Origin of the sequence: Halomonas litopenaei (genome assembly GCF_003045775.1) — a bacterium.
Lineage (GTDB): Bacteria > Pseudomonadota > Gammaproteobacteria > Pseudomonadales > Halomonadaceae > Halomonas > Halomonas litopenaei.
Genome location: NZ_PXNS01000003.1, coordinates 202742 through 226715 on the forward strand (window position 1 = coordinate 202742; position 23974 = coordinate 226715).

Annotated in this window: 25 protein-coding genes; 20 read left to right on the forward strand and 5 right to left on the reverse strand. The window is 65.4% G+C overall.

Annotation, left to right across the window (positions count from 1 at the left end; translation table 11 throughout):
- Window positions 1–27: 27 nt before the first annotated feature.
- The gene (locus C6W88_RS06060) at window positions 28–1107 is read left to right on the forward strand and encodes a fimbrial protein (RefSeq protein ID WP_108195020.1); all 1080 of its coding nucleotides are present in this window, start codon (window positions 28–30) and stop codon (window positions 1105–1107) included.
- 40 nt (window positions 1108–1147) lie between these two features.
- Here the strand turns inward: C6W88_RS06060 and yihA are convergent, their stop codons facing one another.
- The gene (gene yihA, locus C6W88_RS06065; protein ID WP_108131866.1) at window positions 1148–1756 is read right to left on the reverse strand and encodes a ribosome biogenesis GTP-binding protein YihA/YsxC; all 609 of its coding nucleotides are present in this window, start codon (window positions 1754–1756) and stop codon (window positions 1148–1150) included.
- Between the two features lie 232 nt (window positions 1757–1988).
- Here yihA and C6W88_RS06070 point away from each other — a divergent pair, with 232 nt between their 5' ends.
- The 6 genes from C6W88_RS06070 to C6W88_RS06095 all read left to right on the forward strand — a co-directional run bounded on the left by C6W88_RS06070 (window position 1989) and on the right by C6W88_RS06095 (window position 7857).
- Window positions 1989–2609, forward strand: a complete 621-nt coding sequence (locus C6W88_RS06070) for a c-type cytochrome (RefSeq protein ID WP_045993937.1) — start codon at window positions 1989–1991, stop codon at window positions 2607–2609.
- Between the two features lie 202 nt (window positions 2610–2811).
- Window positions 2812–3453 carry a thiol:disulfide interchange protein DsbA/DsbL gene (locus C6W88_RS06075; RefSeq protein ID WP_045993936.1) on the forward strand — a complete coding sequence of 214 codons (642 nt, stop codon included), beginning with the start codon at window positions 2812–2814 and terminating at the stop codon, window positions 3451–3453.
- Complete coding sequence (locus C6W88_RS06080) at window positions 3450–4274, forward strand: endonuclease/exonuclease/phosphatase family protein (protein WP_108131867.1); 825 nt, start codon at window positions 3450–3452, stop codon at window positions 4272–4274. Before C6W88_RS06075 ends, C6W88_RS06080 begins: the two co-directional genes overlap by 4 nt.
- Before the next feature lie 328 nt (window positions 4275–4602).
- Entirely contained in the window at window positions 4603–5163 is a 561-nt protein-coding gene (locus tag C6W88_RS06085; RefSeq protein WP_108131868.1) for a TRAP transporter small permease subunit, read from the forward strand.
- Window positions 5164–6567, forward strand: coding sequence for a TRAP transporter large permease (locus C6W88_RS06090; protein ID WP_108131869.1), 1404 nt, complete (start codon window positions 5164–5166; stop codon window positions 6565–6567).
- Between the two features lie 186 nt (window positions 6568–6753).
- Window positions 6754–7857 carry a TRAP transporter substrate-binding protein gene (locus C6W88_RS06095; protein ID WP_045993932.1) on the forward strand — a complete coding sequence of 368 codons (1104 nt, stop codon included), beginning with the start codon at window positions 6754–6756 and terminating at the stop codon, window positions 7855–7857.
- 138 nt (window positions 7858–7995) lie between these two features.
- Here C6W88_RS06095 and C6W88_RS06100 read toward each other — a convergent pair whose 3' ends face one another.
- Window positions 7996–8421, reverse strand: coding sequence for a YqaA family protein (locus C6W88_RS06100; RefSeq protein WP_045993931.1), 426 nt, complete (start codon window positions 8419–8421; stop codon window positions 7996–7998).
- A 74-nt stretch (window positions 8422–8495) separates the two neighbouring features.
- On the opposite strand from C6W88_RS06100, the gene thiD reads away from it, so the two are divergent.
- The 5 genes from thiD to C6W88_RS06125 all read left to right on the forward strand — a co-directional run bounded on the left by thiD (window position 8496) and on the right by C6W88_RS06125 (window position 13272).
- Complete coding sequence (gene thiD / locus C6W88_RS06105) at window positions 8496–9326, forward strand: bifunctional hydroxymethylpyrimidine kinase/phosphomethylpyrimidine kinase (protein WP_108131870.1); 831 nt, start codon at window positions 8496–8498, stop codon at window positions 9324–9326.
- Between the two features lie 181 nt (window positions 9327–9507).
- Window positions 9508–10353: a universal stress protein gene (locus C6W88_RS06110; protein ID WP_045993929.1), complete on the forward strand. Its 846-nt coding sequence runs from the start codon at window positions 9508–9510 to the stop codon at window positions 10351–10353.
- Between the two features lie 86 nt (window positions 10354–10439).
- Window positions 10440–11051 (forward strand): chalcone isomerase family protein, encoded by a 612-nt coding sequence (locus tag C6W88_RS06115; RefSeq protein ID WP_231498546.1) that lies wholly within the window; start codon window positions 10440–10442, stop codon window positions 11049–11051.
- 80 nt (window positions 11052–11131) lie between these two features.
- Window positions 11132–11569: a D-aminoacyl-tRNA deacylase gene (gene dtd / locus C6W88_RS06120; protein ID WP_045993928.1), complete on the forward strand. Its 438-nt coding sequence runs from the start codon at window positions 11132–11134 to the stop codon at window positions 11567–11569.
- Window positions 11570–11859: 290 nt separating this feature from the next.
- Complete coding sequence (locus C6W88_RS06125) at window positions 11860–13272, forward strand: uracil-xanthine permease family protein (RefSeq protein WP_108131871.1); 1413 nt, start codon at window positions 11860–11862, stop codon at window positions 13270–13272.
- A gap of 73 nt (window positions 13273–13345) precedes the next feature.
- Here the strand turns inward: C6W88_RS06125 and C6W88_RS06130 are convergent, their stop codons facing one another.
- Complete coding sequence (locus tag C6W88_RS06130) at window positions 13346–15292, reverse strand: ATP-binding cassette domain-containing protein (protein ID WP_108131872.1); 1947 nt, start codon at window positions 15290–15292, stop codon at window positions 13346–13348.
- 71 nt (window positions 15293–15363) lie between these two features.
- Here C6W88_RS06130 and C6W88_RS06135 point away from each other — a divergent pair, with 71 nt between their 5' ends.
- The 7 genes from C6W88_RS06135 (at window position 15364) to C6W88_RS06165 (ending at window position 21612) form a co-directional block, all read left to right on the forward strand.
- Entirely contained in the window at window positions 15364–15891 is a 528-nt protein-coding gene (locus C6W88_RS06135; protein ID WP_045993926.1) for a TIGR02444 family protein, read from the forward strand.
- Window positions 15892–16049: 158 nt separating this feature from the next.
- Window positions 16050–17072, forward strand: a complete 1023-nt coding sequence (locus tag C6W88_RS06140) for a TRAP transporter substrate-binding protein (RefSeq protein WP_108131873.1) — start codon at window positions 16050–16052, stop codon at window positions 17070–17072.
- A 217-nt stretch (window positions 17073–17289) separates the two neighbouring features.
- Window positions 17290–17868 (forward strand): TRAP transporter small permease, encoded by a 579-nt coding sequence (locus C6W88_RS06145; RefSeq protein ID WP_045993924.1) that lies wholly within the window; start codon window positions 17290–17292, stop codon window positions 17866–17868.
- A gap of 34 nt (window positions 17869–17902) precedes the next feature.
- On the forward strand, window positions 17903–19186 hold the full coding sequence (locus C6W88_RS06150; protein ID WP_045993923.1) for a TRAP transporter large permease: 1284 nt from the start codon (window positions 17903–17905) through the stop codon (window positions 19184–19186).
- 45 nt (window positions 19187–19231) lie between these two features.
- Complete coding sequence (locus C6W88_RS06155) at window positions 19232–19675, forward strand: universal stress protein (protein ID WP_045993922.1); 444 nt, start codon at window positions 19232–19234, stop codon at window positions 19673–19675.
- A gap of 169 nt (window positions 19676–19844) precedes the next feature.
- Window positions 19845–20561 (forward strand): FKBP-type peptidyl-prolyl cis-trans isomerase, encoded by a 717-nt coding sequence (locus tag C6W88_RS06160; protein WP_045993921.1) that lies wholly within the window; start codon window positions 19845–19847, stop codon window positions 20559–20561.
- Window positions 20562–20565: 4 nt separating this feature from the next.
- The gene (locus tag C6W88_RS06165; RefSeq protein WP_108131874.1) at window positions 20566–21612 is read left to right on the forward strand and encodes an alpha/beta hydrolase family protein; all 1047 of its coding nucleotides are present in this window, start codon (window positions 20566–20568) and stop codon (window positions 21610–21612) included.
- 109 nt (window positions 21613–21721) lie between these two features.
- Here C6W88_RS06165 and C6W88_RS06170 read toward each other — a convergent pair whose 3' ends face one another.
- Window positions 21722–22348: an SCO family protein gene (locus tag C6W88_RS06170; protein WP_231498547.1), complete on the reverse strand. Its 627-nt coding sequence runs from the start codon at window positions 22346–22348 to the stop codon at window positions 21722–21724.
- The gene (locus C6W88_RS06175; RefSeq protein ID WP_375038223.1) at window positions 22345–22785 is read right to left on the reverse strand and encodes a hypothetical protein; all 441 of its coding nucleotides are present in this window, start codon (window positions 22783–22785) and stop codon (window positions 22345–22347) included. Before C6W88_RS06175 ends, C6W88_RS06170 begins: the two co-directional genes overlap by 4 nt.
- A gap of 238 nt (window positions 22786–23023) precedes the next feature.
- Here C6W88_RS06175 and C6W88_RS06180 point away from each other — a divergent pair, with 238 nt between their 5' ends.
- Window positions 23024–23935, forward strand: coding sequence for an AEC family transporter (locus tag C6W88_RS06180; RefSeq protein WP_108131876.1), 912 nt, complete (start codon window positions 23024–23026; stop codon window positions 23933–23935).
- Window positions 23936–23974: the final 39 nt, after the last annotated feature.

Below are 23974 nucleotides of genomic sequence, written 5' to 3' on the forward strand. Positions count from 1 at the left end.
GCACCTGTTCCCTGAGTGCCTGCCGCCATGCCCCGCCCGCTCTATCGCCCCCTCGCTTCATCACCGCCGACCCGGCGTCACCTGCGACGAGTGCTCAAGCTCGGGCTGGCGTTTGCCCTGGTTTCGGGACTGGGGCCCGCTCTCTCCCTGCCCCTGGGCATCGCGCCAGCCCTGGCGGCACGCCCTACCTGCGACACCGTACGCCCGCCCGGTACCTGCGGCCTCTACAGCACCGGCATGTCCTACCCCTCGACCTTGTCCGGCACCACGCCGGAAGGCAACACCGCGGGGATATCCTCCTTCCACACCACCTACGCCTGCCAGACCGGCAGCGACGGCCGCGTCTATATCCTGCTCGATACCCAGGGTTCCTACGACAGCGCCACCGGTGACGCCGAAAGCTCAGTGCAAGGCTTCTACTTCGACAAGGCCGACACCAGCATGGGCGGCCATCACCACCAGACCCTGGTCGCTTCCCTGCGCACCGCCAACCATGCATCTGGCTGTGTCTCCGGCAGCGTCACGAAGGAGATACCGATCGTGCGCCATGGCGACACCGAACCGGGCAACTACAAACAGTTTACCTACTGGCCTCATACCCACGTAGCGACCAGCACCGGCGCCAGCGACAACTATACCGGTACGGTAGTCGGAGTTGGCGGCGCTTACGTCACCGTGATCGAGAGCACCTGCAAGATGTGGACCCCCTACATCATCCTGCCCGATATCGACCTCAGCGAGCTGCCGGGAGCAGGATCTCGGGGCGGTACCACCACCGCCTACCTGAGCTTCAACGACTGCGATGAGGTCAACATGGCGGATCTGTCCATACGCTCGAGCGGCGCCAGCGTCATCAACGCCCGCCAAGGCATCCTCGGCAACGCCGACACCTCGGGTGACGGCGCCAAGGGCATCGGGCTGGCGCTGGAAATCGACGCTTTTTCAGCCCACGACTTCGACCCCGTGGACCTGTCTGGCTCGCGAGCGATTGGCCTGATGGGGGAGGCGCCCAAGGTTCCGTTACGCGTCAGCTACTACCGCTATGCCGAGCAGGCATCCGGTGGGCGCGTCAAGGGACTGCTGGAGGTCACCGCCACGTACAAGTAGCCGGCGGGCTCGTCAGGCTGGCTAGGGCTCGTCAGGCTGGCTAGCCTTCGTGCGCAAGCCAGCCGTCCAGGCGCCGATGGGCCTCGTCGACGCCCTGGCGCTTGAGCGCCGAGAAAAGCTGCACGCTGACCAGGTCCTCCCACTCACGCAGCCGCGAGCGCACCTGCTGCAGGGCATTCTTGGCCGCGCCCTGCTTCAGCTTGTCGGCCTTGGTCAGCAGGATATGCACCGGCAGGTCGCGCTCATCGGCCACATCCAGCAGCGCCAGGTCGAACTCGGTCAATGGGTGACGCACGTCCATCACCAGCACCAGCCCCTTGAGCGAAGCTCGCTTCTGGAGGTATTCGGCCAGGTGGCGCTGCCACTCCAATTTGACCTTTTCGGGCACCTTGGCGTAGCCGTAGCCGGGCAGGTCCACCAGCCGGCGCTCGCTGTCCTCGCCCAGCGAAAAGACGTTGATGAGCTGGGTGCGACCCGGCGTCTTGGAGGTACGCGCGAGCGCCTTCTGTTGGGTGATGGTGTTGATCGCGCTGGACTTTCCGGCATTGGAACGTCCGGCAAAGGCGACCTCGACACCACTGTCTTCGGGGCATCGGGCCAGCGTCGGCGCACTGGTGAGGAATCGGGCCAAGGAGTAGTTGAAAGCCATGAGATGGAAGAAATCCTGACGGTGATCAAAGGTAGGGTCGAGGGCCCTGGCATTCCCGCCCCCGGGGTGTTTGGTTATAGTAAGCTTTGAGGCGGCTGCGACCCGGGGAATCATCATAACATTGTGCCGCTGTCGCCAGCGACCGGCCTCAGCGCGGGCGCTTCCCCCTGCAGTGAAGGCCACGCCTTCCGCGGGACCGTGAAAACATTAAAACGGCATAAGTGAACTAGCGATGAGACAGTTACTGGCAAGCCTGGCAATCTCCATCGGCGTCGTCGGCGCCGCCCATGCCGACCTCCAGAGTGACGCAGACGCCGCCGCAGGACGCGACAAGGCCACCGCCTGCGCCGCCTGTCACGGCCAGACCGGCGCCAGTATCGCGCCGACCTTCCCCAACCTGGCCGGCCAGCAGGCCTCCTACCTGGCCAAGCAGATCATCGACATCCGTGACGGCACCCGTCCGGTGCCGCAGATGGCGGGGCAGGTGGACAACTTCAGCGACCAGGACGCCTGGGACGTGGCCGCCTTCTTCGCCGGCCAGGACCCGGTGGTGGGGCAGGCCAAGGATGACGAGGCGTTGCTCGAGCGCGGCGAGGCGCTCTACCGCGCTGGCGACCTGGCCAAGGGCATCCCGGCCTGCAGCGCCTGCCATGGCCCGACCGGCAGCGGCATTGGCTCGGCGGTCTATCCGGGGCTTTCCGGCCAGCACGCCGGCTATGTGGTCAGCACCCTCCAGGCATTCGCCTCCGGCGCCCGCGCCAACAGCCCCGGCGGCGTGATGGCCGACATCGCCGCCAAGATGAGCGATGCCGACATGGAAGCCGTGGCCAACTACGTCCAGGGACTGCACTGATCGATTCACCTTTCGATGCGTCCCGCGGGGCGGCCCCGTTGCGTTTACAAGCAAAGATAGACATGCGACGCCTGCCCAATCGGGATATTCGGGAACCCTTCGAACGTTGTAGACTCAAAACAGCGTTCGCTTTGCGGCTCCAGGTTCGTCGCGCCCTCGCGCCGCCATGGCATGCCCGCCTCAATCAAGGAGAAAACATTCTATGCTGAAGTCACTGATGATGGGCCTCGCTGGCCTTAGCCTGTCGACCATGGCGGTCGCCGCCTCGATCACCGAGGGCGAGGACTACACCGTCGCCCCCAATCAGGTCGAGCTGGGCAGCGACGATGGCAAGATCAACGTGACCGAAGTGTTCTGGTATGGCTGCCCGCACTGCTACTCGCTGGAAGATCCGCTCAACGCCTGGGTCGCCGAGCTGCCCGATGACGTCGAGTTCGAACGCATGCCGGCCACCCTGGGCGAGACCTGGGTCAAGCACGCCAAGGCCTTCTATGCCGCCCAGCAGCTCGAGATCCTCGACGAGGTGCACGAGGACTTCTTCGACGCCATCCACCAGGAAGGCGAGCAGCTTACCGAGCCAGCAGACATCGCCGCCTTCTTCAGCGACTACGGTGTCAGCGAAGAGCAGGCGCTCAAGGCGCTGGACGGCTTCGGCGTGAAGTCCCAGATCAATCGCGCCAGCGCCACCATGCGCAACCTCGAACTGATGGGCGTCCCCGCGCTGATCGTCGATGGTCGCTACATCGTCTCGCCGAGCACCGCCGGCAGCCTCGACAACATGCCGCGCATCGCCGAGGCGCTGGTGGAGCAGATCCGCAGCGAACAGGAGTCTGGAGCCCAATGACGTCACTGGCCGAGGAACGCCACCCCACGCTGGACAGAGGTCACCTGAGGCTGGTGACCTTCAACCTGCAGGTGGGTATCCAGACCTCGGCCTACCACCACTACCTCACTCGTAGCTGGCAGCACCTGTTGCCTCACCCGCGTCGGCAACGACGTCTGGACATGATCGCCGAGGTGCTGTCGCACTTCGACATGGTGGGGCTACAGGAGGTGGACGGCGGCAGCTTTCGCTCGAACCAGGTCAATCAGCTCGAGTACCTGGCGGGGCAAGGCGGTTTCCCCCATCACTATCAGCAGCTCAACCGCAACCTCGGTCGACTTGCCCAGCACAGCAATGGCCTGCTCTCCCGGCTGGCACCCAGCCGCATCGAGGAGCACCGCCTGCCGGGGACCCTGCCCGGCCGGGGCGCCATCCATGCGCGCTTCGGCCAGGGCCCCGAGGCCCTGCACCTGTTCGTCGCCCACCTGGCCCTGGGCCAGCGCACCCAGAACCTGCAGCTCGACTACCTCAGCGAGTTGATCCAGCCACTCAAGCACGTGGTGGTGATGGGAGACCTGAACTGCACCCCGGATCGCCTGCACGCCCACGACCGCTTCTGTGCCTCGTTGCCGCTGCATCCGGTGCGACCGGCACTGAGCTACCCTTCCTGGCGCCCCAGCCGAGCGCTGGACCATATCCTGCTGTCGTCGTCGCTGGAGGCCGATGAGGCCGAAGTCCTCGACCGACTGTTTTCGGACCACCTGCCGGTGGCCGTCGATATTCGCCTGCCCCAGCCCTGCCTCGCCGCCATCCAGGCCGATCAGCCCGAGCAACCAGCCTGAACCGCTCGCCTGAATTTCCCACCTGAACTTCCCACCTGAACTTCCCACCTGAGCTACCCGCCTGAGCCGCACGCCCGAGCAACCTGCCTGAGTCATCCTGTCGGCGGCGGACGCCACGCCAGCGGACCTCGACTTTTGGTGTCATGACAGTGCTACCTCGACTGCCGTATAGTCAGCGTTGACGTGCACCGAGATTCGCTAATGTCTCCGCGTGCCACACTATCCATGACGCCAGGTCCCCCCGGCAAGCCGACGTCCTGCCCTGGCGACGGCGTGCCCGGGCGCCAGCCTGGACAATGATCGCCCTGACACCACCAGCGAGTTCCTAATGTCTACATCTTCCGGCTTGCCGGGGCCACTGGCGGCCCTGGACGCCTTCTCCGAACGCCTTGGCAGGGGCCTTTCCTGGCTGATCCTGGCGATGATGATCATCCAGTTCCTGATCGTGGTGCTGCGCTATGCCTTCAGCGTCAACAGCATCCCCATGCAGGAATCGGTGATGTACATGCACGCCGCCGTGTTCATGCTGGCGGCGGCCTACACCCTGAAGCACGGCGGACACGTGCGCGTCGACATCTTCTATCGAGCGATGTCGCCCAGGCGCAAGGCGCTGGTCGACCTGCTCGGCACCCTGCTGCTGCTGCTGCCGGTGATGGGCTTCGTGATCGCCACCAGCCTCGGCTACGTCGGCAAGTCCTGGGCCATCTTCGAGGGCTCGCCCGACGCCGGCGGCATCCCCGGGGTGTTCCTGCTGAAGACGCTGATACCGGCCTTCGCCGTGCTGATGATTGTCCAGGGCATCGTCGAGATCTACCGCAACATCCTGATTTTAAAGGGACGTCTCGACCCCAACGCCCTTCCCCATGACGCCGACGAGGAGCACCTGTAAATGCTGGAGTTCATGCCCCTGGTGCTGTTCGGTGTCATCTGTACGGTCTTGATGTTCGGTTTTCCGGTCGCGCTGTCGCTGGCCGGTACCGCCCTGGCCTTTGCCGGGCTCGGCTACGGCCTGGAGTCCCTAGGCATCGATGCCAACTTCGACGGCAGCTACCTCAACGCCTTCCCCAATCGCCTCTACGGCATCATGACCAACACCACCCTGCTGGCGGTGCCCTTGTTCGTGCTGATGGGCGTGCTGCTCGAGAAGTCCAAGGTCGCCGAAACCCTGCTCGACGCCATGGCCCTGCTGTTCGGCTCGCTGCGCGGCGGACTCGGCATCTCGGTGACCCTGGTCGGCATGATGCTGGCCGCTTCCACCGGCATCGTCGGCGCCACCGTGGTCACCATGGGCCTGATGTCGCTGCCGACCATGCTCAAGCGCGGCTATAGCCAGTCGCTGGCCACCGGCACCATCTGCGCCACCGGCACCCTGGGTCAGATCATCCCGCCGTCCATCGCTCTGGTGCTGCTCGGTGACGTGCTGTCCAGCGCCTACCAGCAGGCCCAGCTGTCCATGGGCATCTTCAGCCCCAAGACGGTGTCGGTGGGTGATCTGTTCATGGGGGCGCTGGTCCCGGGCCTGATCCTGGTGCTGGTGTATATCGTCTACGTCAGCCTGGTGGCGCTGTTCAAGCCCAGCGCCGCCCCTGCCGCCGATCGCCAGGAACTGATGGCCGAGCTGGGCCACACCTCGGGCATCGGCCTGTTGCTGCTCAAGGGCCTGGTGCCGCCCATCGTGCTGATCGTCGCGGTGCTCGGCTCGATCCTGGCCGGACTGGCCACCCCCACCGAGGCTTCCGCGGTGGGTGCCTTCGGCGCCCTGGTGCTGGCCCTGGCCTATCGTCGCCTCGATCTGGCCACGCTCAAGGACGTGCTGCGCTCCACCACCCACGTCACCACCATGGTGTTCCTGATCCTGATCGGCGCGGCGTTGTTTTCACTGGTGTTCCGCGCCTACGGCGGTGAAGAGCTGGTCACCCATCTGTTCGAGAACATGCCTGGCGGGGTAGTCGGCGCCACCATCATCGTGATGCTGGTGATCTTCCTGCTCGGCTTTATTCTCGACTTCATCGAGATCACCTTCGTGGTGGTGCCGATCGTCGGTCCGATTCTGCTGGCCATGGGCCTGGATCCGATCTGGCTGGGCATCATGATCGCGATCAACCTGCAGACGTCCTTCCTGACGCCTCCCTTCGGCTTCGCCCTGTTCTACCTGCGCGGGGTGGCCCCGGAGTCGGTACCGACGTCCGCGATCTACCGAGGCGTCATTCCGTTCATCGTGCTTCAGCTCGGCATGCTGCTGGCCCTGTCATTCTTCCCAGAACTCGCCACCTGGCTGCCGGAGCAGTTCTGACCCGGCGCGTTGGCGATGCGTGGACGGCAGCCCACGCCGGGGGGTGCCCCCGGCGTCTATAGTTGCCCGACGAGCCATCGCCCGCTTCACGGCGTCTCGGGCCATCCCGCGAGACGCCAACTACCCGCCGGCCCTACCCTGGCCGGCAGGTCCCGACAACGCCAATACCATACAAAGGGGACTTACATGCAACGCAGCTCAATCGCCAAGGCCATTACCCTCGCCGGTGCCTCCGGTCTACTGCTGGTCGGAGCCCAGGCCCAGGCCCAGGACACCTTCGAGTGGAAGCTGGTCACCTCCTGGCCGAAGAACTTCCCCGGTGTCGGCCAGGGTCCCGAGCGTCTGGCCAAGCTGGTCGAGGAAATGTCCGACGGCCGCCTGACGATCGAGGTGTTCGGTGCCGGCCAGCTGGTACCGGGCTTCGAGGTCTTCGACGCCGTCGCCGAAGGCACCGCCCAGATGGGCCACTCTGCCTCCTACTACTGGAAGGGCAAGGCGCCCGCCGCCCAGTTCTTCGCCGCCGTGCCCTTCGGCATGAACGCCCAGGAAATGAACGCCTGGCTGCACTATGGTGGCGGCCTGGAGCTGTGGAACGAGCTCTACGATGACTTCGGCGTCGAGGTCATGACCGCCGGCGCCTCCGGCGTACAGATGGGCGGCTGGTACAACCAGGAAATCAATTCGGTCGACGACCTGGACGGCCTCAAGATGCGCATGCCGGGCCTCGGTGGTGAGGTCATGAATCGCATGGGCGTGGCCATCGTCAATATGCCCGGCGGCGAGATCTTCACCTCGCTGCAGTCCGGCGCCATCGATGCCACCGAGTGGATCGGCCCGTACAACGACCTGGCCTTCGGCCTGCATCAGGCCGCCGAGTACTACTACTACCCGGGCTGGCATGAGCCGACGGTGATGTTCGAGGCCATCGTCAACGATGAGGCCCTGGCCGAGCTGCCCGCCGACCTTCAGGCGATCCTGCGCACCGCGGTGCGCGACGTGAACCAGGACGTGCTGGACGAGTACACCGCGCGCAACAACGATGCCCTGGCCACCCTGATCAACGAACACGACGTCCAGCTGCGCAAGCTGCCCGACGACGTGCTCGCCCAGGCTCAGGAGATCTCCGCCGAGGTGGTGCAGGAACTGGCTGACTCCAGCGATATCGCCGGTCGCATCTACGAGTCGTACCGCGACTTCCAGGACAAGGTGGTGAACTACCACGCCATCTCCGAGCAGGCCTACTACAACGCCCGCAACCCGGACGGCGGCACCGACTTCGGCCAGGAGTAACCCATCCAGAAGGTGTCGAGCATTGCCGACACAAGCACCCAGGGGCCGCCTCGCGCGGCCCCTGTCCGTTTTCGGGGCACGGGCGGACATCGTGTCGACTCTCGAGCCTTGCTCAAAGCGCTCGCTCTTGAGCAGTGATCAGCCGCAGCTGAAATAGCGTTCGGCAAACCACAGCAGCACCGCGTAGCGCCCGCCCTTGCTGACGACGATCCACAGCGTGGCACGCCACCACGGCAGCCGGGCGATTCCCGCGAGCACCGTCAGCGGATCCCCCACCACCGGCAGCCAGGCCAGCAGCAGACTCGCTTCTCCGCCCTTGCGATACCAGCGCTGGGCTCGTGCCAGTCCCGCCCGGGAGGCGGGAAACCAGCGACGATCGACATACTGGGTGGCGTAGCGGCCCAGGGCGACATTGACCAGACTGCCCAGGGTATTGCCCAGGGTGGCCACCAGCCACAGCGCCAGCGGCGCTTCGCCCCGGCACCACAGCCCGGCCAGCCATAGCTCGGACCCTCCGGGCAGCAGGGTGGCGCTGGCGAACGCCATGACAAACAGACTCAGCATGATGCGCTCGACATTGGCTCTCTCAGCGCCGCCTCTTGTATTCTGTGTTTTCTGCTGACTTTCGGGTGTCTTTCATGTCCCACGCCGTATCCATCCCTCACACGCTGACCATCGCCGGCTCCGACCCTTCTGGCGGCGCCGGCCTCCAGGGCGACCTCAAGACGCTGTCGGCCCTGGGCACCTATGCCACCAACGTCATCACCGCGGTGATCGCGCAGAATACCTGTGGGGTACGCGAGGTGCACCCGGTGGCTGCAGAGAGCATCCGGGTGCAGCTCGATCACCTGCTCGACGACGTGCCCATCGACGCGGTGAAGATCGGCATGGTCGCCAGCCGCGAGGTCGCCGAGACCCTGCGAGAAGCGCTCGAGGCCAGGCGTCCCCGCTGGATCGTGCTCGATCCGGTGATGGTAGCCAAGAGCGGCGACATCCTGGTGGATGAGGCCGGGATCAGTGCGGTACGCGATGTGCTGGTGCCGCTGGCCGACGTGATCACCCCCAACCTGCCCGAGGCGGCGGTACTGCTGGGGGTCGAGCCGCCCACCAGCGCCGATGCCATGGAGGCGATGCTGCCCGCGCTCAAGCAACTGTCCGCCCCCTATGTGCTACTCAAGGGTGGCCATCTCGATGGTGACAGCTGTCCCGACCTGCTGGCCTCGCCCGGTGGCGATCGCTGGCTGCCGGCGCCGCGCATCGATACCCAGAACCTGCATGGTACCGGTTGTGCCCTGTCCTCGGCGATCGCCGCCAAGCTGGCCCATCTGCCACAGGACGCCGACGAGGCGCAGGTCATCGACGCCATCGGCGACGCCAAGCGCTGGCTGCACCAGGCGCTCGACGCCAGCCGGCGGCTGTCGGTGGGCCAGGGGCGCGGCCCGGTGCATCACTTCCACGCCTGGTGGTAGCGGCAGGAGCCGTGGCGGGCGATGGCAGGCCGTGGAAGCCACGATGCGCCCGGTCTGATCTGATCCGAGCGCAGGACGGCGCTATCGTGCACTGACAGGGACTGACGACACCGTCGCTTGCGCGAATCGGCACGTCCGCCCATGCTGAAGGTTCACCCACTGGCGTCGTGAGGGCAGAGCCATGACTCGCACCCTGCTGTTTGCCTGTGACCTGTCGGCAGAAAACCGTTCCGCCTTCGGCCGCGCCATCCGCCTGGCCAACGAGATGGGCGCCCGTCTCGACGTACTGCACGTGCTGGATCCCTACCTGCCCCACCGGGTGCTGCGCGACCTGGAAGGTGCGGTAGTAGATGACATCCACGCCATCGCCACCGACCTGCGCGAGGACTACGCACTGGCCGAACCGCCGCTGCTGGTGCAGACGGTGACCGGCGCCCCCTACGCCGAGATCATCCGTGAGGCCCACGATCGCAACGCCGAGATGATCATCCTCGGCACCCATCGCAAGCGCGGACACCCTGACCTGATCGGCGGCACCACCCTGGCCCGGGTGCTGTTGAGCGCCCCCTGTCCGGTGCTGACTGTCAGCCAGCCCCCCGCAGAGCCGTGGAACGACATTCTGGTCCCGGTGGACTTCTCCCTGACCTGCCGTCGCACCCTGCGCGAGACCCTGCGACACTTTCCGGAATCCCGCCTCGAGTTGCTCCACGCCTGGGACGTGCCGGGCGAGCGCGAACTCGGCTCCGATACTGACTTCGCGCAGTGGCGCGATCGTGAGGTCATCCGACTTAGACAGCAGCTCGAACAGGAGATCGACCACCTGATGGCGGAATTCGATCGGGTGCCGGAGCTGGAACTGGTGCTGGAACAGGGCGACCCCCTGGACGTGTTGATCGCCCATCTGCGCCGTCAGCCTCCCGATCTGCTGGCACTGGGCAACCGCAGTCAGGCGGGCCGACGCAGTCAGATTACCAAGCGTCTTCTGGCGGAGCCCCGTTGCGACATCATGCTGTGCCGCGCCTGGTAGTCACGGGAAGAACGCTCTACAAAAACTGTACATAAGTCATATCTCGCGCCATGATGTGTACAACATCATGTCACGGGAGTTTCATCATGCCTTCGCGACAACCCCGACAGCACCCGCTGGTTCGGCTGCTTGCCGCCGTCAGCCTGATCACCTGTCTGACCCTGACCATGGCCGCGCCCCCCGAGGCCAACGCCCAGACGTCGACGCAGCAGGTCAGCGTCAAGAGCGCTAGCTTTGCCACCCAGATCGACGACGGCCGGCGCTACGAGATGATCGGCCACGGGCTCTTCACCTATCTGGTGTGGGACGCCTACGCCGGCGCCTACTACCAGGCCGCGGGGTACCCCCGCCCCGCTCCCGAGTCCGACGTCCCGCGCCGGCTGGTGCTGCACTACTTCCATGCCATCGAGGCCGACGACTTCGCCAGCACCACCCTCGAGACCGTGCGCGCGCAGGTCGGCGCCGTGGACTTTCCGTCGATTCGCCGCCCGCTGACCGCGCTGGTCGACAGCTATCGCTCCGTCACGCCGGGCGACCGCTATTCGCTGACCTGGGATGGCGAGAGCCTGATCCTGGCGCTCAATGGCGCCCCGCTGTACCGCTCCAACGACAAGGCGCTTGCCAACGCCATGTTCGCCATCTGGCTCGGTGAAGATCCCCTGGACCGCGACTTCCGCGACGCTCTGCTGGGGCGCTGACGCCTGGCCAGGCAGGCCCGTGCTAGGCTAGCGGGCCCTGCTGTGTGTAATCCCCCACCTATTGCCAGAGGAAGCCCTGCATGAAAGCCCTGATCCAACGTGTCCGCCGTGCCAGTGTCGAGGTCGAAGATCGCACCGTCGGCGCCATCGACCACGGCCTGCTGGCCCTGGTCGGGGTGGAAAAAGGCGATGACGAGGCCTCGGCCGACCGCCTGTTGCACAAGCTGCTGCACTATCGCGTGTTCGCCGACGACCAGGACAAGATGAATCTCAATGTGCAGCAGGCCGGCGGTGGCCTCTTGCTGGTATCCCAGTTCACCCTGGCCGCGGATACCCGCAAGGGGCTGCGTCCCAGCTTCTCCAGCGCGGCGCCGCCGGCCGAAGGCGATCGTCTGTTTCACTACCTGCTCGATCAGGCCCGCCAGCGCCATGCGCCGGTGGCCAGCGGCGAGTTCGGCGCCAATATGCAGGTGGCACTAATCAACGACGGGCCGGTGACCTTTCTGCTGGAGAGCTGAGAGCCCCCTCCTGGCGCCGAGCGCCAACATGCAGCTCACCTTCAGGACGATTAATCAACGACGAGCCGGTGACCTTTCTCCTGGAGAGCTGAGAGCCCCCTCCTGGCGCCGAGCGCCAACATGCAGCGCACGCGGCGTCCTGCCGCCTGTCTGATCTTCAAAAGCCCGATGCAACGCGATGTCGGCGGGGCGGTAAACCAGGCTGTCTCGTCTCGCCCCGTCTCGCCTTGATGTTTATGGAAACATTTACCACAATCACCTGTATACAAAAACAACCGGTGATCGTATCCATGAACAACGCCCGCTACCCCGTCAGCGTCTCGGTCTTCGACTTCCACGGCCGGCCACCACTGAGCCGTGCCCTGCCACTGTCGCTGCAACACATCCTCGCCATGATCATGGGTACCATCACGGTGCCGATCATCGTCTCCGGTGCCATCGGCGCCTCCACCGCCGAAACCCTGCTGCTGATCCAGATTTCGCTGGTGGCCTCGGCGCTGTCGACGCTGATCCAGCTGTTCGGTGTCTGGCGCTTCGGTGCCCGCCTGCCGACCATCTTCGGTGTCGGCTTTGCCTACGTGCCCACCCTGACCGCCGTGGGCGCCCAGTATGGCCTCGGCGGCATCCTCGGCGCCCAGTTGATCGGCGGCATGGCGATGCTGCTGGTCGGGTTCGGTATCCGCCCGCTGCGTCATCTGTTTCCACCGGTGGTGGCGGGGGTGGTGGTGCTGGTGATCGGCCTGTCGCTCTACGACATCGCCATCCACTACATGGCCGGGGGCAAGGGGAGCGCCGACTACGGTGGCGGCAGGCAGTGGCTGGTGGCGCTGGTCACTCTGGCCGTGGTGCTGGCGATTTCCCAGTTCGGGCGGGGCTTCATCAAGCTCGCCGCGATCATCTGCGGCATCGTGGTGGGCTACGCGCTGGCACTCGCGCTGGGCATGGTGGACTTCACTGCGGTGCATCAGGCTGCCTGGTTCAGTGCGCCGCGCCCGCTCCCCGTGACGCTCGAATTCGCGCCGGTGGCGATCCTGTCCATGGTGATCATCTGCGTGGTCAATTCGGTGCAGACCATCGGTGATCTATCCGCTACCACCATCGGTGGCATGAATCGCGAGCTGGGCCATCGGGAGCTGTCCGGGGGCTTGCTGGGCAACGGCCTGTGCACTCTGGTCGGTGCCCTGTTCGCGGCTCTGCCGACGGCGTCGTTCAGCCAGAACGTCGGTATCGTCGCCATGACCAAGGTCATCAGTCGTTCGGTGCTGGCACTGGCGGCGCTGTTTCTGCTGGCGGCGGGGCTGATGCCGAAGTTCGGCGCGCTGATGACCACCATCCCCTATCCGGTGCTCGGTGGCGCCACCATCACGGTGTTCGGCATGATCACCATGACCGGTATCCAGCTGCTGACCCGCGACGAGCTGTCCGGGCGCAACATGACCATCGCCAGCCTGGCGCTGGCGCTGGGCCTCGGGCTCGCCGCGGCGCCGCAGGCCATCGCCGCGCTGCCGGACACGATCGAGATGGCGATCGGTGGATCACCCGTGGTGGCGGCGGCGCTCACCGCCGTGCTGCTCAATCTGCTGCTGCCTCACAAGAGCCTGGCCGACGAGCAGGCCGAGCGCGAGCGGCTGGCCGCGCGCATGGAAGCCAGCGACACGGCTCCCGCTAGCGTGCCCGCCTCATCCCGGTGCGACTCGCAATAGCCGTTCGCCACACCCACTCGCCCCGGCTATCGAGCGATCCGGCGACCCGAGGCGCTATCGAACCGAGCGTGGCTCAGCCCGATAGCGCCTCGTTCATTTCCTCGAGCGCCTCTTCGGCGGCGAGCCAGTCGGCCTCCAGCTCCTCGAGGCGCGCCTTGAGCTCGCCCTGGCGCGCCAGACAGTCGGTCAGTTCCTGCTTGCGCGCCGCGTCGGTGTAGAGCTCGGCGTCGCCGAGCTGCGCTTCCACCTCGCCGAGCTCAGCCTGGACCTTCTCCATGGCCTTTTCGGCCTTGTCCCGCTCGCGCTTCAAGGGCCTGAGCTTCTCGCGCAGCTCGGCGGCGGCGCGGCGCGAGGCCTTGCGATCCTCCCGCGGGGCGGCCTGGCCAGCCTCGGCCCTGTCGGCCTTGTCTTCCCTGGCCGCGCGACGATCGCTTTCCAGGCGTGACTTGAGCCAGGCCCGGTAATCCTCCAGATCGCCATCGAAGGGTTCGACCCGATGGTCGGCGACCTTCCAGAACTCGTCGACGGTGGCCTTGAGCAGGTGGCGGTCGTGGGATACCACGATCACCGTCCCTTCGAACGACGCCAACGCCTCGGTCAGCGCCTCGCGCATCTCCAGGTCCAGGTGGTTGGTCGGCTCGTCGAGCAGCAGCAGGTTGGGCTTCTGCCAGGCAATCAGGGCCAGCGCCAGGCGTGCCTTCTCGCCGCCGGAGAACAGCTCGACCCGGGCAAACACGTCGTCTCCTGGAAAGCCGAAGCCACCCAGGAAGTTGCGGATATCGCTGTCGGCGGCCTGGGGCGACAGGCGTTGAACATGGGTGAAGGGGGTCGCCTTGAGATCGAGCCCTTCGAGCTGGTGCTGGGCGAAGTAGCCCACCGCCAGGTGCTCGCCGGGCACCCGACGGCCAGAGAGCAGCGGCAGATCGCCGGTCAGCGACTTGATCAGGGTCGACTTGCCCGCGCCATTGGGACCGAGCAGTCCGATGCGCTGCCCCGGCAGCAGGGTCAGCTTCACGTCGGACAGCTGGGTGCGCTCGCTGCCGTCCTCACGACGATAGCCCAGGCTGGCGTCATCGATCACCAGCAGCGGATGGGACGTCTTGTCCGCCGCCGGCAGGGTAAAGTGAAAGGGGGAATCGACGTGGGCCAGGGCGATGTCGCCCATGCGCTCGAGCATCTTCAGTCGGCTCTGGGCCTGGCGCGCCTTGGTCGCCTTGTAGCGAAAGCGGGCGACAAACTTCTCGATTTCCTCGCGACGCGCCTGCTGCTTCTCGGCCTGGGCCTGCTGCAGCGCCAGCTTCTCGGCCCGGGTCCGCTCGAAGGTGGTGTAGTTGCCCCGATAGAGCACCAGGCTGCGACGATCGAAGTGCACGATGTGGTCACACACCGCATCGAGAAAGTCGCGGTCGTGGGAGATCAGCAACAGGGTGCCGGGATAGCGCGTCAGCCACTGCTCTAGCCACAGCAGGGCGTCCAGGTCCAGGTGGTTGGTCGGCTCGTCGAGCAGCAGCACGTCGGAGGGCATGAACAGGGTACGCGCCAGGTTGGCTCGCATGCGCCAACCGCCGGAGAACGCCGACAGCGGCTTGTCCAGATCGTGCTGGGCGAAGCCCAGCCCGACCAGCAGCTGGGCTGCGCGGGCTGGCGCGCTGTAGCCGTCCAGCGCCTCGATGGCGCCGTGAAGTTCGGCCTCACGGTGGTGGTCACCGTCGGCCTGGGCAGAGGCGAGGGCAGCCTCGGTACGCCTTAGTTCCGCATCCCCGTCGAGCACGTACTCGATGATGGGGCGAGACAGCGCCTCGACTTCCTGCGCCATATGGGCAATGCGCTGGCCGCCACTCATCTCGACCGCGCCCTTGTCGGCGCCGATCTCGCCGAGGATCAGGCCAAACAGACTGGACTTGCCGGCGCCATTGGGGCCCACGATACCGGCCTTGTGGCCGGCGTGCAGGGTCAGGTCGGCACCCTCGAACAACGGCTCGGCGCCGCGTTGCAGGGTTACTTGGCGCAGTGCAATCATCACGGCTCCATCGGGATGAGCCCGCCGGGCCGGGCACCCGCGAGCTTCTCTAATAAAAGAAGGATATCGTCTTGGACCCCGATTCTACCGAATTCACCGCTCGCCTGCGCCCTCGCCTGGCGACTTCGCCGCTATGGGACTTCGCCCTGGCAATCTATGCCCGGCCAGGCGTCGAGCAAGCCTGCCTGACGCTGCAGGATGAGCACGGCTGGGACGTGTGTGAACTGTTGTGGCGATGCTGGCTGTATCAACAGGGCGCCCAGGCAGGTGCACTGCCGTCAGAGGTCGCCGCCTGGCAGCGCGAGGTCACCCAACCGCTGCGCCGACTGCGCAGGGATCTGAAGTCCCAGGCGCAAGCCGACCCGCAGGTGGCGAGCGTTCGCTCGCGGATCAAGCAAGCGGAGCTCGAAGCCGAGCAACAATGCCTGCAGATGCTCATGAAAATTAGCCTGAACGAACTGGCTTTCTCGCCGATACCCGCCAGACTCCAAGGTCTAGAAAATGTGCTGCTTTCTAGCCAACAACGGCAGAAAAAAACGCAACTTATGGCCATAAGAAGCGTGGAAAGCCAGCTTGACCCTCTTCCGGCAGCGCGCTAGCCTGACGTTAACTGCATGAGAATTCCTGCATTTTTTGCATGATCGATCTTGTTCGCGCCAATAGCACAAGGTCCGAGATTCCGAAGCGAGACACGAAGCAATACAACAGGCGAACGCGATCCGCCCATAGCTCCAACACCTGCAGAGGAACCACAAGAATGAAGGCAACACAGCTGCTGACCACCGCCAGCATCGGCGCCCTGATGCTGGGTCTTTCCTCCACCGCCATGGCCGACAACTGGCGCTACGCCCACGAAGAGTACGAGGGCGATGTCCAGGACGTCTTTGCCCAGGCGTTCAAGCAGTACGTCGAGGAGAATTCCGACCATTCCGTCCAGGTCTACCGCTTCGGCGAACTGGGCGAATCCGACGACATCATGGAGCAGACCCAGAACGGCATCCTGCAGTTCGTCAACCAGTCTCCCGGCTTCACCGGCGCGCTGATTCCCGAAGCCCAGATCTTCTTCATTCCCTACCTGCTGCCCACCGACGAAGAAACCGTGCTGAAGTTCTTCGACGAGAGCAAGGCGATCAACGAGATGTTCCCCGAGCTCTACGCCGAGCACGGGCTGAAGCTGATGCAGATGTACCCGGAAGGGGAAATGGTGGTCACCGCCGACGAGCCGATCACCTCGCCGGAGGACTTCGACAACAAGAAGATCCGCACCATGACCAACCCGCTGCTGGCGGAGACCTACGACGCCTTCGGCGCGACCCCCACGCCGCTGCCCTGGGGTGAGGTCTACGGCGGTCTGCAGACCGGCATCATCGACGGTCAGGAAAACCCGATCTTCTGGATCGAGTCCGGCGGTCTGTACGAGGTCTCCCCGAACCTGACCTTCACCGGCCACGGCTGGTTCACCACCGCCATGATGGCCAACCAGGACTTCTATGACGGCCTGTCCGACGAGGACAAGCAACTCGTCCAGGACGCCACCGACTCCGCCTACGACACCACCATCGAGCACATCCAGGGCCTCGCCGAAGAAGCACTCGGCAAGATCCAGGAAGCGTCTGACGAGGTCACCGTGACTCGCCTGGACGACGAACAGATCCAGGCCTTCAAGGATCGCGCTCCGCAGGTCGAGGAGAAGTTCATCGAGATGACCGGTGAAGGCGGTCAGGAACTGCTCGACCAGTTCAAGGCTGACCTGGAAGCGGTTCAGTCCGGCGAGGAGTAATCCTCGTCTGAGCCATCGCTCCCGAAAGGGGCAGCCCTACCCGGCTGCCCCTTTTGTGTTTCCAGAGCCCTGAATAGCGACCCGACAGTCGCCGCCACGCCAGGCGCGCTGCGTGCATCCAGCGTTGACCAGATGGCTGCGAACCGCGACCCAGAGGGCGTACGCTGCGATACAGGTACGTGCGTTTCTCCCGGAATTCCCGACCAAGGATCCCATCATGACCGAAGAAGAATCCGAACAGCACTACCACTCGGGGTTGCCTGGTTTTCTGGGCACCATCGATACGTGGATCAGCAAGCTGGAAGCCATCATTCTTGCAGTGGGTGTGCTGCTGATGGCGGCCAATACCATCGCCAACGTCGTTGGCCGCTTCGTGCTCGGCGAGAGCATCTTCTTCAGCGGCGAGATCAACCGCATTCTGATCATCATGATCACCTTTGCCGGTATCGGCTATGCGGCGCGCCACGGGCGCCATATTCGCATGTCGGCGATCTACGATGCCCTGCCGGTAGGTGGCCGCAAGGCATTGATGATCTTCATCTCCCTGTTTACCTCTCTGGTGATGTTCTTCCTGCTGTACTACTCGGTGATCTACATCGTCGACCTGTATGACAAGGGGCGCATTCTGCCCGCCCTTGGCATCCCGATCTTCTGGATCTACCTGTGGGTACCGCTGGGCTTTCTGATCACCGGTATCCAGTACCTGCTCACCGCCATCAAGAACCTGACCTCCCGCGACGTCTACCTGTCGACCGGCGTGCTGGATGGCTACAAGGATACGGAGACCGAAGTATGAGTGACGCGACGGTGGCAGCAGGAGGACAGCCCCAATGACAACCATAATGGTCACCACCATGATCGCCCTGCTGTTGCTGGGCTTCCCCATGATGATCCCGTTGATCACCGCGGCGGTCATCGGTTTCTTCATGATGTTCAACGGCCTGGACCAGATGGACACGTTGATCCAGCAGATGATGGCGGGCATCCGGCCGGCCTCGCTGATCGCCGTGCCGATGTTCATCCTCGCCGCCGACATCATGACCCGCGGCCAGTCGGCAGAGCGCCTGATCAACATGGTCATGGCCTTCATCGGCCACGTGAAGGGCGGCCTGGCGGTATCCACCGCGGCCTCCTGCACCCTGTTCGGCGCCGTGTCCGGCTCGACCCAGGCCACCGTGGTGGCGGTGGGCTCGCCGCTACGCCCGCGCATGCTCAAGGCCGGCTACTCCGACTCCTTCACCCTGGCGTTGATCATCAACTCGAGTGACATCGCCTTTCTGATCCCGCCCAGCATCGGCATGATCATCTATGGCGTGATCTCGGGCACCTCCATCGGCGAGCTGTTCATCGCCGGCATCGGGCCAGGCCTGCTGATCCTGCTGATGTTCTCCATCTACTGCGTGCTCTACGCGGTGATCCGCGACGTCCCCACCGAGCCCAAGGCGTCCTGGAGCGAGCGTCTCTCCGCGGTGCGTCAGGCGCTGTGGCCGCTGGGCTTCCCGGTGATCATCGTCGGCGGCATCTACGGCGGCATCTTCAGCCCCACCGAGGCCGCCGCGGCCTGCGTGCTGTACGCGGTGCTGCTGGAGTTCGTGGTGTTCCGATCGCTGAAGATGAACGACATCTACGCCATCGCCAAGTCCACCGGCCTGATCACCGCGGTGGTGTTCATCCTGGTCGCCGTGGGCAACGGCTTCTCGTGGATCATCTCCTTCGCCCAGATTCCGCAGGCCATGCTCGAGGCGGCCGGGATCAACGAAGCGGGTCCCACGGGCGTGCTGATCGCCATCTGCATCGCCTTCTTCGTGGCCTGCATGTTCGTCGACCCGATCGTGGTCATCCTGGTGCTGACGCCGATCTTCGCGCCGGCCATCGAGGCCACCGGACTCGACCCGGTGCTGGTGGGTATCCTGATCACCCTGCAAGTGGCCATCGGCTCGGCGACGCCACCCTTCGGCTGCGACATCTTTACCGCCATCGCGATCTTCAAGCGGCCCTACCTGGACGTGATCAAGGGCACACCTCCGTTCGTGTTCCTGCTGATCCTGGCCGCGGCCCTGCTGATCATGTTCCCGCAGATTGCGTTGTTCCTGCGCGACGTCGCCTTCCGCTAGGCGGCGTCTGTCAGCTGCGCGGAGACCAAGCTTGAGGAGAGACCGATGTTCAATCGAATCCTGGTGGCGGTGGACGGCTCCAAGGGCGCCCTCAAGGCGCTGGAGAAGGCCGTGGGGCTGCAGTACCTGACCGGCGCCGAGCTCTACATCCTGTGCGTGTTCAAGCACCACAGTCTGCTCGAGGCCTCCCTGTCGATGGTTCGCCCGGACAAGCTGGACCTGCCCGACGATGCCCTCAAGGAGTACGCCTCGGAGATCGCCGTGCATGCCAAGAACCACGCGGTGGAACTGGGGGTACCGCTGGAAAAGGTGCGCGCCTTCGTCAAGGGAGGCCGCCCCTCGCGCACCATCGTGCGCTTCGCCCGCAAGCGCGAGTGCGATCTGATCGTGATCGGCGCCCAGGGCACCAACGGCGACGCCAGCCTGATCCTGGGCAGTGTCGCCCAGCGGGTGTCTGGGTCGGCGCAGTGTCCGACCCTGGTGGTCTAGCGCCACACTCATCACGGCTACCACAGACGTAGCCGCAACCACAGGCCCGGGTCATGCCCGGGCCTGCCTCGTAGGGGGTAACGCACGGCGGGTGCGGAACCCTTTTGCCCCTGTTACAGTCACAACAACGACATTCACACTACGGCCAACGCGCCAGCCAAGGATTTCCATGAAGACACTGCTGACTTCCGCCTCCCTGATCGCCCTGCTGGGCGCCGCTCCCATGGCCTTTTCCGCCCCCGAGAGCGACCAGGAAAAGCTTAGCTACAGCCTGGGTGTGACCCTGGGCCAGAGCATCAAGCAAGACGTGGAAGACCTCGACACGGATGCCTTCAGCGAGGCGATCAAGGACGTGTTCGCCGACGACGGCCTCGACATGACCGACGAGGAGATCGCCGCCGCCCTGACCAAGTTCCAGGAAGAGGCCATGGCCAAGCGTGCTGAAGAACAGCAGCAACGTGCCGAAGAGATGGCCCAGCAGGCGGACGCCAACAAGCAGGAAGGCGAGGCCTACATGGCCGAGAACGCCGACAAGGACGGCGTTACCACTACCGACTCCGGGCTGCAGTACAAGGAGCTCGAGGAAGGTGACGGCGCCTCCCCCGAGGCCGGCGACACCGTGCAGGTCAACTACGAAGGCAAGCTGATCGATGGTACCGTGTTCGACAGCTCCTACGAGCGCGGCGAGCCGGTATCCTTCCAGGTGGGCCAGGTCATCGAGGGCTGGCAGGAAGCCCTGAAGATGATGAACGTGGGCGACACCTGGGAAGTCGTGATTCCGCCGGAGCTGGGCTACGGCGCGCGTGGCCAGGGCCCCATCGGCCCCAACGAGACCCTGATCTTCAAGGTCGAGCTGCTTGACGTGAACCCCAGCGACGAAGGCTGAGTCGATGACTCACCTTAGTCGTGCCAACGCCAGCCTCCTCGCGGGGCTGGCGTTTTTCGTGCTGGCACCTCAGGCCACGGCCGACTCCCCCGACGCCCTGCCCGCGCTGGGTCTCTCGAAGGACCGTCTGGCCACCATCGGCGTCTCGTCCGGCGGCTACATGGCCGCGCAGCTGGCGGTGGCCTGGCCCGAGCGCTTCGATGCGCTCGGGCTGGTCGCCGCCGGCCCCTGGGGCTGTGCCCGGGGCGAGCTGGGAGTGGCGCTGGGTCAGTGCATGTTCACTCGCCTTGGCGACCCCGACCTGGCGGCGATCGACAGCCGCCTTGCGGACTACCGCGAGCTCGATCGCGCGGGTAGCGCTGAATCGCTCGACGACCTCAAGGTGTATCTCTGGCACGGTGAGGACGATGGCACCATCGATCCCGACGTCGGACACGCCGCCGCTCGACAATGGCGTGACTGGCTCGCCGACGATGATCAACTGAAGACGGTGTTTCAGGACGGCGCGGGGCACGGCTGGCCGGCGCTGGACGCCGCTGGCGAGGCGGGCCTGGCCGACTGCGAAGAGGGCGGTGCGCCTTTCCTGCTCGACTGCGGCCTGGACCTGGCCGGCGAGGCGCTGGGCTGGTGGTGGGACGATCTGGCGCCTGCCGGCGAGGCCGACGATGTGCGCCTGCTGGCCTTCGACCAGAGCGAGTTCGACGCCAAGGGACTCGCCGACACCGGCTTTGTCTATCTGCCGAAGCAGTGCGAAAGCGGCGACTGCGCACTGGTGGTGGCGCTACATGGCTGCCAGATGGGCGTGGACGACGATGAAGGCGCAGCGACGCCATTCACCCGGGCAAGCGGCCTGAACCGTTACGCCAAGAGCAACGACCTGGTGGTGCTCTACCCCCAGGCCGAGGCCAGCCTGGCCAATCCCAAGGGATGCTGGGACTGGTGGGGGTTCAGCGAGAGCACCTGGCAGCGCGACCCTTTGCACGACAGCCGGGACGGCCGTCAGGTCAGCGCCCTGATGCAAATGGTCGATAGACTGCAGGAAGCGCCCTGAGGCGTGGCAAGGGATTTGCCAAGCGCGTGGGCAGGTTGAGCGCCCTCGACAGGCTACAGCAGGCGCCCTGAGGCGCCTGCTTGGCTAGAGGCCTAGGCTTGGCAGGAAGTTAGTTCAACGCCCGATCCAGCGCCGCCGAGAGCGGCCCCGGGGTCGGGGCGTGCAATACCCGCTCGATGATTTCGCCGCTGGCGTCCACCAGATAGAGCGAGGCCGAGTGATCCACCAGATACTCCACGGCGGATTCCGGCGTCTCGACCTTGCGCCAGACGACGCCGTAGCGCTCGCCGATATCGGCAAGCTCGGCCTGGCTACCGGTGGCGCCGATGAAGTCGTCGCCGAAGGCCTCAAGGTACTCCGACAACCGCTCCAGGGTGTCACGCTCGGGGTCCACCGAAATCATCAACGGCACCACCCGCCGACGCTGCTCTTCGGGCAGTGCCTGGCGCGCCTGGCGCACCACCGCCAGGCTCATGGGGCAGACGTCGGGACACCAGGTGTAGCCGAAGAAGATCACCGCCAGCTGGTCATCATCGAGATCGCTCAGCGCAAAGTCGCCCACGGTCGACGCCAGGCGTATCTCACCAGCGACCAGCCCGTCCTGCTCGGCGGGCTGCCAGGGCTTGAAGGTCCACAACAGGGCCGCCGCCAGCATCACCACCGCCGCCAGGACCAGCCCCAGGGTCCGTCGATCGAAGCCGTGTCGACGTTGCTGCTGTCGTTGCGGTCGGGTCATGGCAGGCTTCGCTCCACGTCCAGATCGAAGGTACTTCCGAGACGCCCACGCGGCGCATCGAAGCTGACCCGGGCACGCCAGGTCATGCGCTCACGGGTGCAGATGCCGAGCTGTCCCATTCCCTGAAAGCGGCCCGGTTCGCCGCCTTGCACGGCGTCGAGATGGAAACGATGCTCGCCCATGTCCATGCCGACCCCTTCGAACACCACCCGTACGTTCTGCGCTTCCACGCCGTCGAGGCGCACTTCGAGGGGCAACGACTCCAGCGGGCGAATGTCACCCTCCACCGGGATCGCCAGGGTCAGCCGCTCACCCTCCTCGAGACCGACGCCGCAGGGCCCCTGGTGCAGATCGCAGCCGGGCGCGGCCGGATACCAGGTCGTCTCCTGGTGATCGCCAAGCTCGTAGCGCAGCAGGTACCATAGGGCAATCAGCAAGGTGACCACGGTTACTGTGATCAGCAGGCGAAGCCGAGGACGACGGGCGCCGCGCGAGGCTGGGGACTGGCGCGAATGCATGTCGGAGGGCTGCCTCCAAAGGGAATGGGCGTAGGGTAAGCTTATCAGCAAAACTCCGACGCCCCCTGCGCGACAATGTCGCAGCCGTCAACGCGCGCTTACTCACGCTCGACGGCGCACTATTCTGCCACCGGCCTCGCCCGGACAAGGAACGTACATGGCCTCCATCACTGCGGCCCTGGGCCCGCTTTTTCTGCTTATCCTGCTTGGCGCCGTGCTGGGTGTCGGACGCATCCCAGGCGGGGACTTCTGGGCGCGCATGGAGCGCCTGATCTACTTTCTGCTGTTTCCCGCCATGCTGGTGGCGACCCTGGCCAGGGCGGACATCAGCCAGGTACCGGTGGCCAGGCTCGCCCTGGTGCTGCTGGGCACCATGCTGGTGCTCTCCGCCCTGCTGTGGTGGCTCAAGCCCCGCCTGAATCTCGACGCCGCCGCCTTTACCTCTGTCTTCCAGGGCGCGGTGCGCTTCAACACCTATGTCGGCGTCGCCGGCGCCGCTGCGCTGCACGGTCCCCAGGGCGCCACGGTGGCAGCGGTGGCCCTGGCGCTGATGATTCCCACGGTCAATGTGCTGTGCGTGCTGACCTTTATCGCCGCGGGCACCCTCGGCCGCTCAGGTCTATGGCGCTCACTGCTCGCCCTGGCCCAGAACCCGCTGATCCTCGCCTGCCTGATCGGTATCGGGCTCAATCTCTCGGGTATCGGCCTGCCGGGCTGGTCGGCGGGAACCCTGGAGCTACTGGGACGAGCGGCGCTGCCGCTGGGGCTGGTGGCCGTAGGGGTGGCACTGCGACCCCAGGCCCTGCTGAGGCGCGATCTTGGCCTGTGGGTCTCGAGCCTGGTCAAGCTGGTGCTGATGCCGGCGCTGGTGCTGGTGCTGGCGTGGCTGCTGGGCCTCGACCCTGTCAGCCAGGATGTGGCGCTGCTGTACGCCGCCCTGCCCACCGCCACCTCCGCCTATATTCTGGCACGCCAGCTGGGGGGGGACGCTGAGCTGATGGCCGGACTGATCACCGCCCAGACCCTGGCGGCGATGATCAGCCTGCCGCTGTGGATGCAGCTGACCTGAGGGCAAGTCGAGACCAGGCCAGGCGAGACCAGCCCCCGG

What these genes read in the sequence shown, in the direction of transcription:
- C6W88_RS06060 (WP_108195020.1), top strand. Translation starts at nt 28, where the DNA reads ATGCCCCGCCCGCTCTATCGCCCCCTCGCTTCATCACCGCCGACCCGG.
- C6W88_RS06100 (WP_045993931.1), bottom strand. Translation starts at nt 8,421, where the DNA reads ATGCTGAGTCTGTTTGTCATGGCGTTCGCCAGCGCCACCCTGCTGCCC.
- yihA (WP_108131866.1), bottom strand. Translation starts at nt 1,756, where the DNA reads ATGGCTTTCAACTACTCCTTGGCCCGATTCCTCACCAGTGCGCCGACG.
- C6W88_RS06150 (WP_045993923.1), top strand. Translation starts at nt 17,903, where the DNA reads ATGACAACCATAATGGTCACCACCATGATCGCCCTGCTGTTGCTGGGC.
- C6W88_RS06110 (WP_045993929.1), top strand. Translation starts at nt 9,508, where the DNA reads ATGACTCGCACCCTGCTGTTTGCCTGTGACCTGTCGGCAGAAAACCGT.
- C6W88_RS06090 (WP_108131869.1), top strand. Translation starts at nt 5,164, where the DNA reads ATGCTGGAGTTCATGCCCCTGGTGCTGTTCGGTGTCATCTGTACGGTC.
- C6W88_RS06140 (WP_108131873.1), top strand. Translation starts at nt 16,050, where the DNA reads ATGAAGGCAACACAGCTGCTGACCACCGCCAGCATCGGCGCCCTGATG.
- C6W88_RS06130 (WP_108131872.1), bottom strand. Translation starts at nt 15,292, where the DNA reads ATGATTGCACTGCGCCAAGTAACCCTGCAACGCGGCGCCGAGCCGTTG.
- C6W88_RS06080 (WP_108131867.1), top strand. Translation starts at nt 3,450, where the DNA reads ATGACGTCACTGGCCGAGGAACGCCACCCCACGCTGGACAGAGGTCAC.
- C6W88_RS06160 (WP_045993921.1), top strand. Translation starts at nt 19,845, where the DNA reads ATGAAGACACTGCTGACTTCCGCCTCCCTGATCGCCCTGCTGGGCGCC.
- C6W88_RS06155 (WP_045993922.1), top strand. Translation starts at nt 19,232, where the DNA reads ATGTTCAATCGAATCCTGGTGGCGGTGGACGGCTCCAAGGGCGCCCTC.
- thiD (WP_108131870.1), top strand. Translation starts at nt 8,496, where the DNA reads ATGTCCCACGCCGTATCCATCCCTCACACGCTGACCATCGCCGGCTCC.
- C6W88_RS06085 (WP_108131868.1), top strand. Translation starts at nt 4,603, where the DNA reads ATGTCTACATCTTCCGGCTTGCCGGGGCCACTGGCGGCCCTGGACGCC.
- C6W88_RS06165 (WP_108131874.1), top strand. Translation starts at nt 20,566, where the DNA reads ATGACTCACCTTAGTCGTGCCAACGCCAGCCTCCTCGCGGGGCTGGCG.
- C6W88_RS06070 (WP_045993937.1), top strand. Translation starts at nt 1,989, where the DNA reads ATGAGACAGTTACTGGCAAGCCTGGCAATCTCCATCGGCGTCGTCGGC.
- C6W88_RS06170 (WP_231498547.1), bottom strand. Translation starts at nt 22,348, where the DNA reads ATGACCCGACCGCAACGACAGCAGCAACGTCGACACGGCTTCGATCGA.
- dtd (WP_045993928.1), top strand. Translation starts at nt 11,132, where the DNA reads ATGAAAGCCCTGATCCAACGTGTCCGCCGTGCCAGTGTCGAGGTCGAA.
- C6W88_RS06075 (WP_045993936.1), top strand. Translation starts at nt 2,812, where the DNA reads ATGCTGAAGTCACTGATGATGGGCCTCGCTGGCCTTAGCCTGTCGACC.
- C6W88_RS06115 (WP_231498546.1), top strand. Translation starts at nt 10,440, where the DNA reads ATGCCTTCGCGACAACCCCGACAGCACCCGCTGGTTCGGCTGCTTGCC.
- C6W88_RS06095 (WP_045993932.1), top strand. Translation starts at nt 6,754, where the DNA reads ATGCAACGCAGCTCAATCGCCAAGGCCATTACCCTCGCCGGTGCCTCC.
- C6W88_RS06180 (WP_108131876.1), top strand. Translation starts at nt 23,024, where the DNA reads ATGGCCTCCATCACTGCGGCCCTGGGCCCGCTTTTTCTGCTTATCCTG.
- C6W88_RS06145 (WP_045993924.1), top strand. Translation starts at nt 17,290, where the DNA reads ATGACCGAAGAAGAATCCGAACAGCACTACCACTCGGGGTTGCCTGGT.
- C6W88_RS06125 (WP_108131871.1), top strand. Translation starts at nt 11,860, where the DNA reads ATGAACAACGCCCGCTACCCCGTCAGCGTCTCGGTCTTCGACTTCCAC.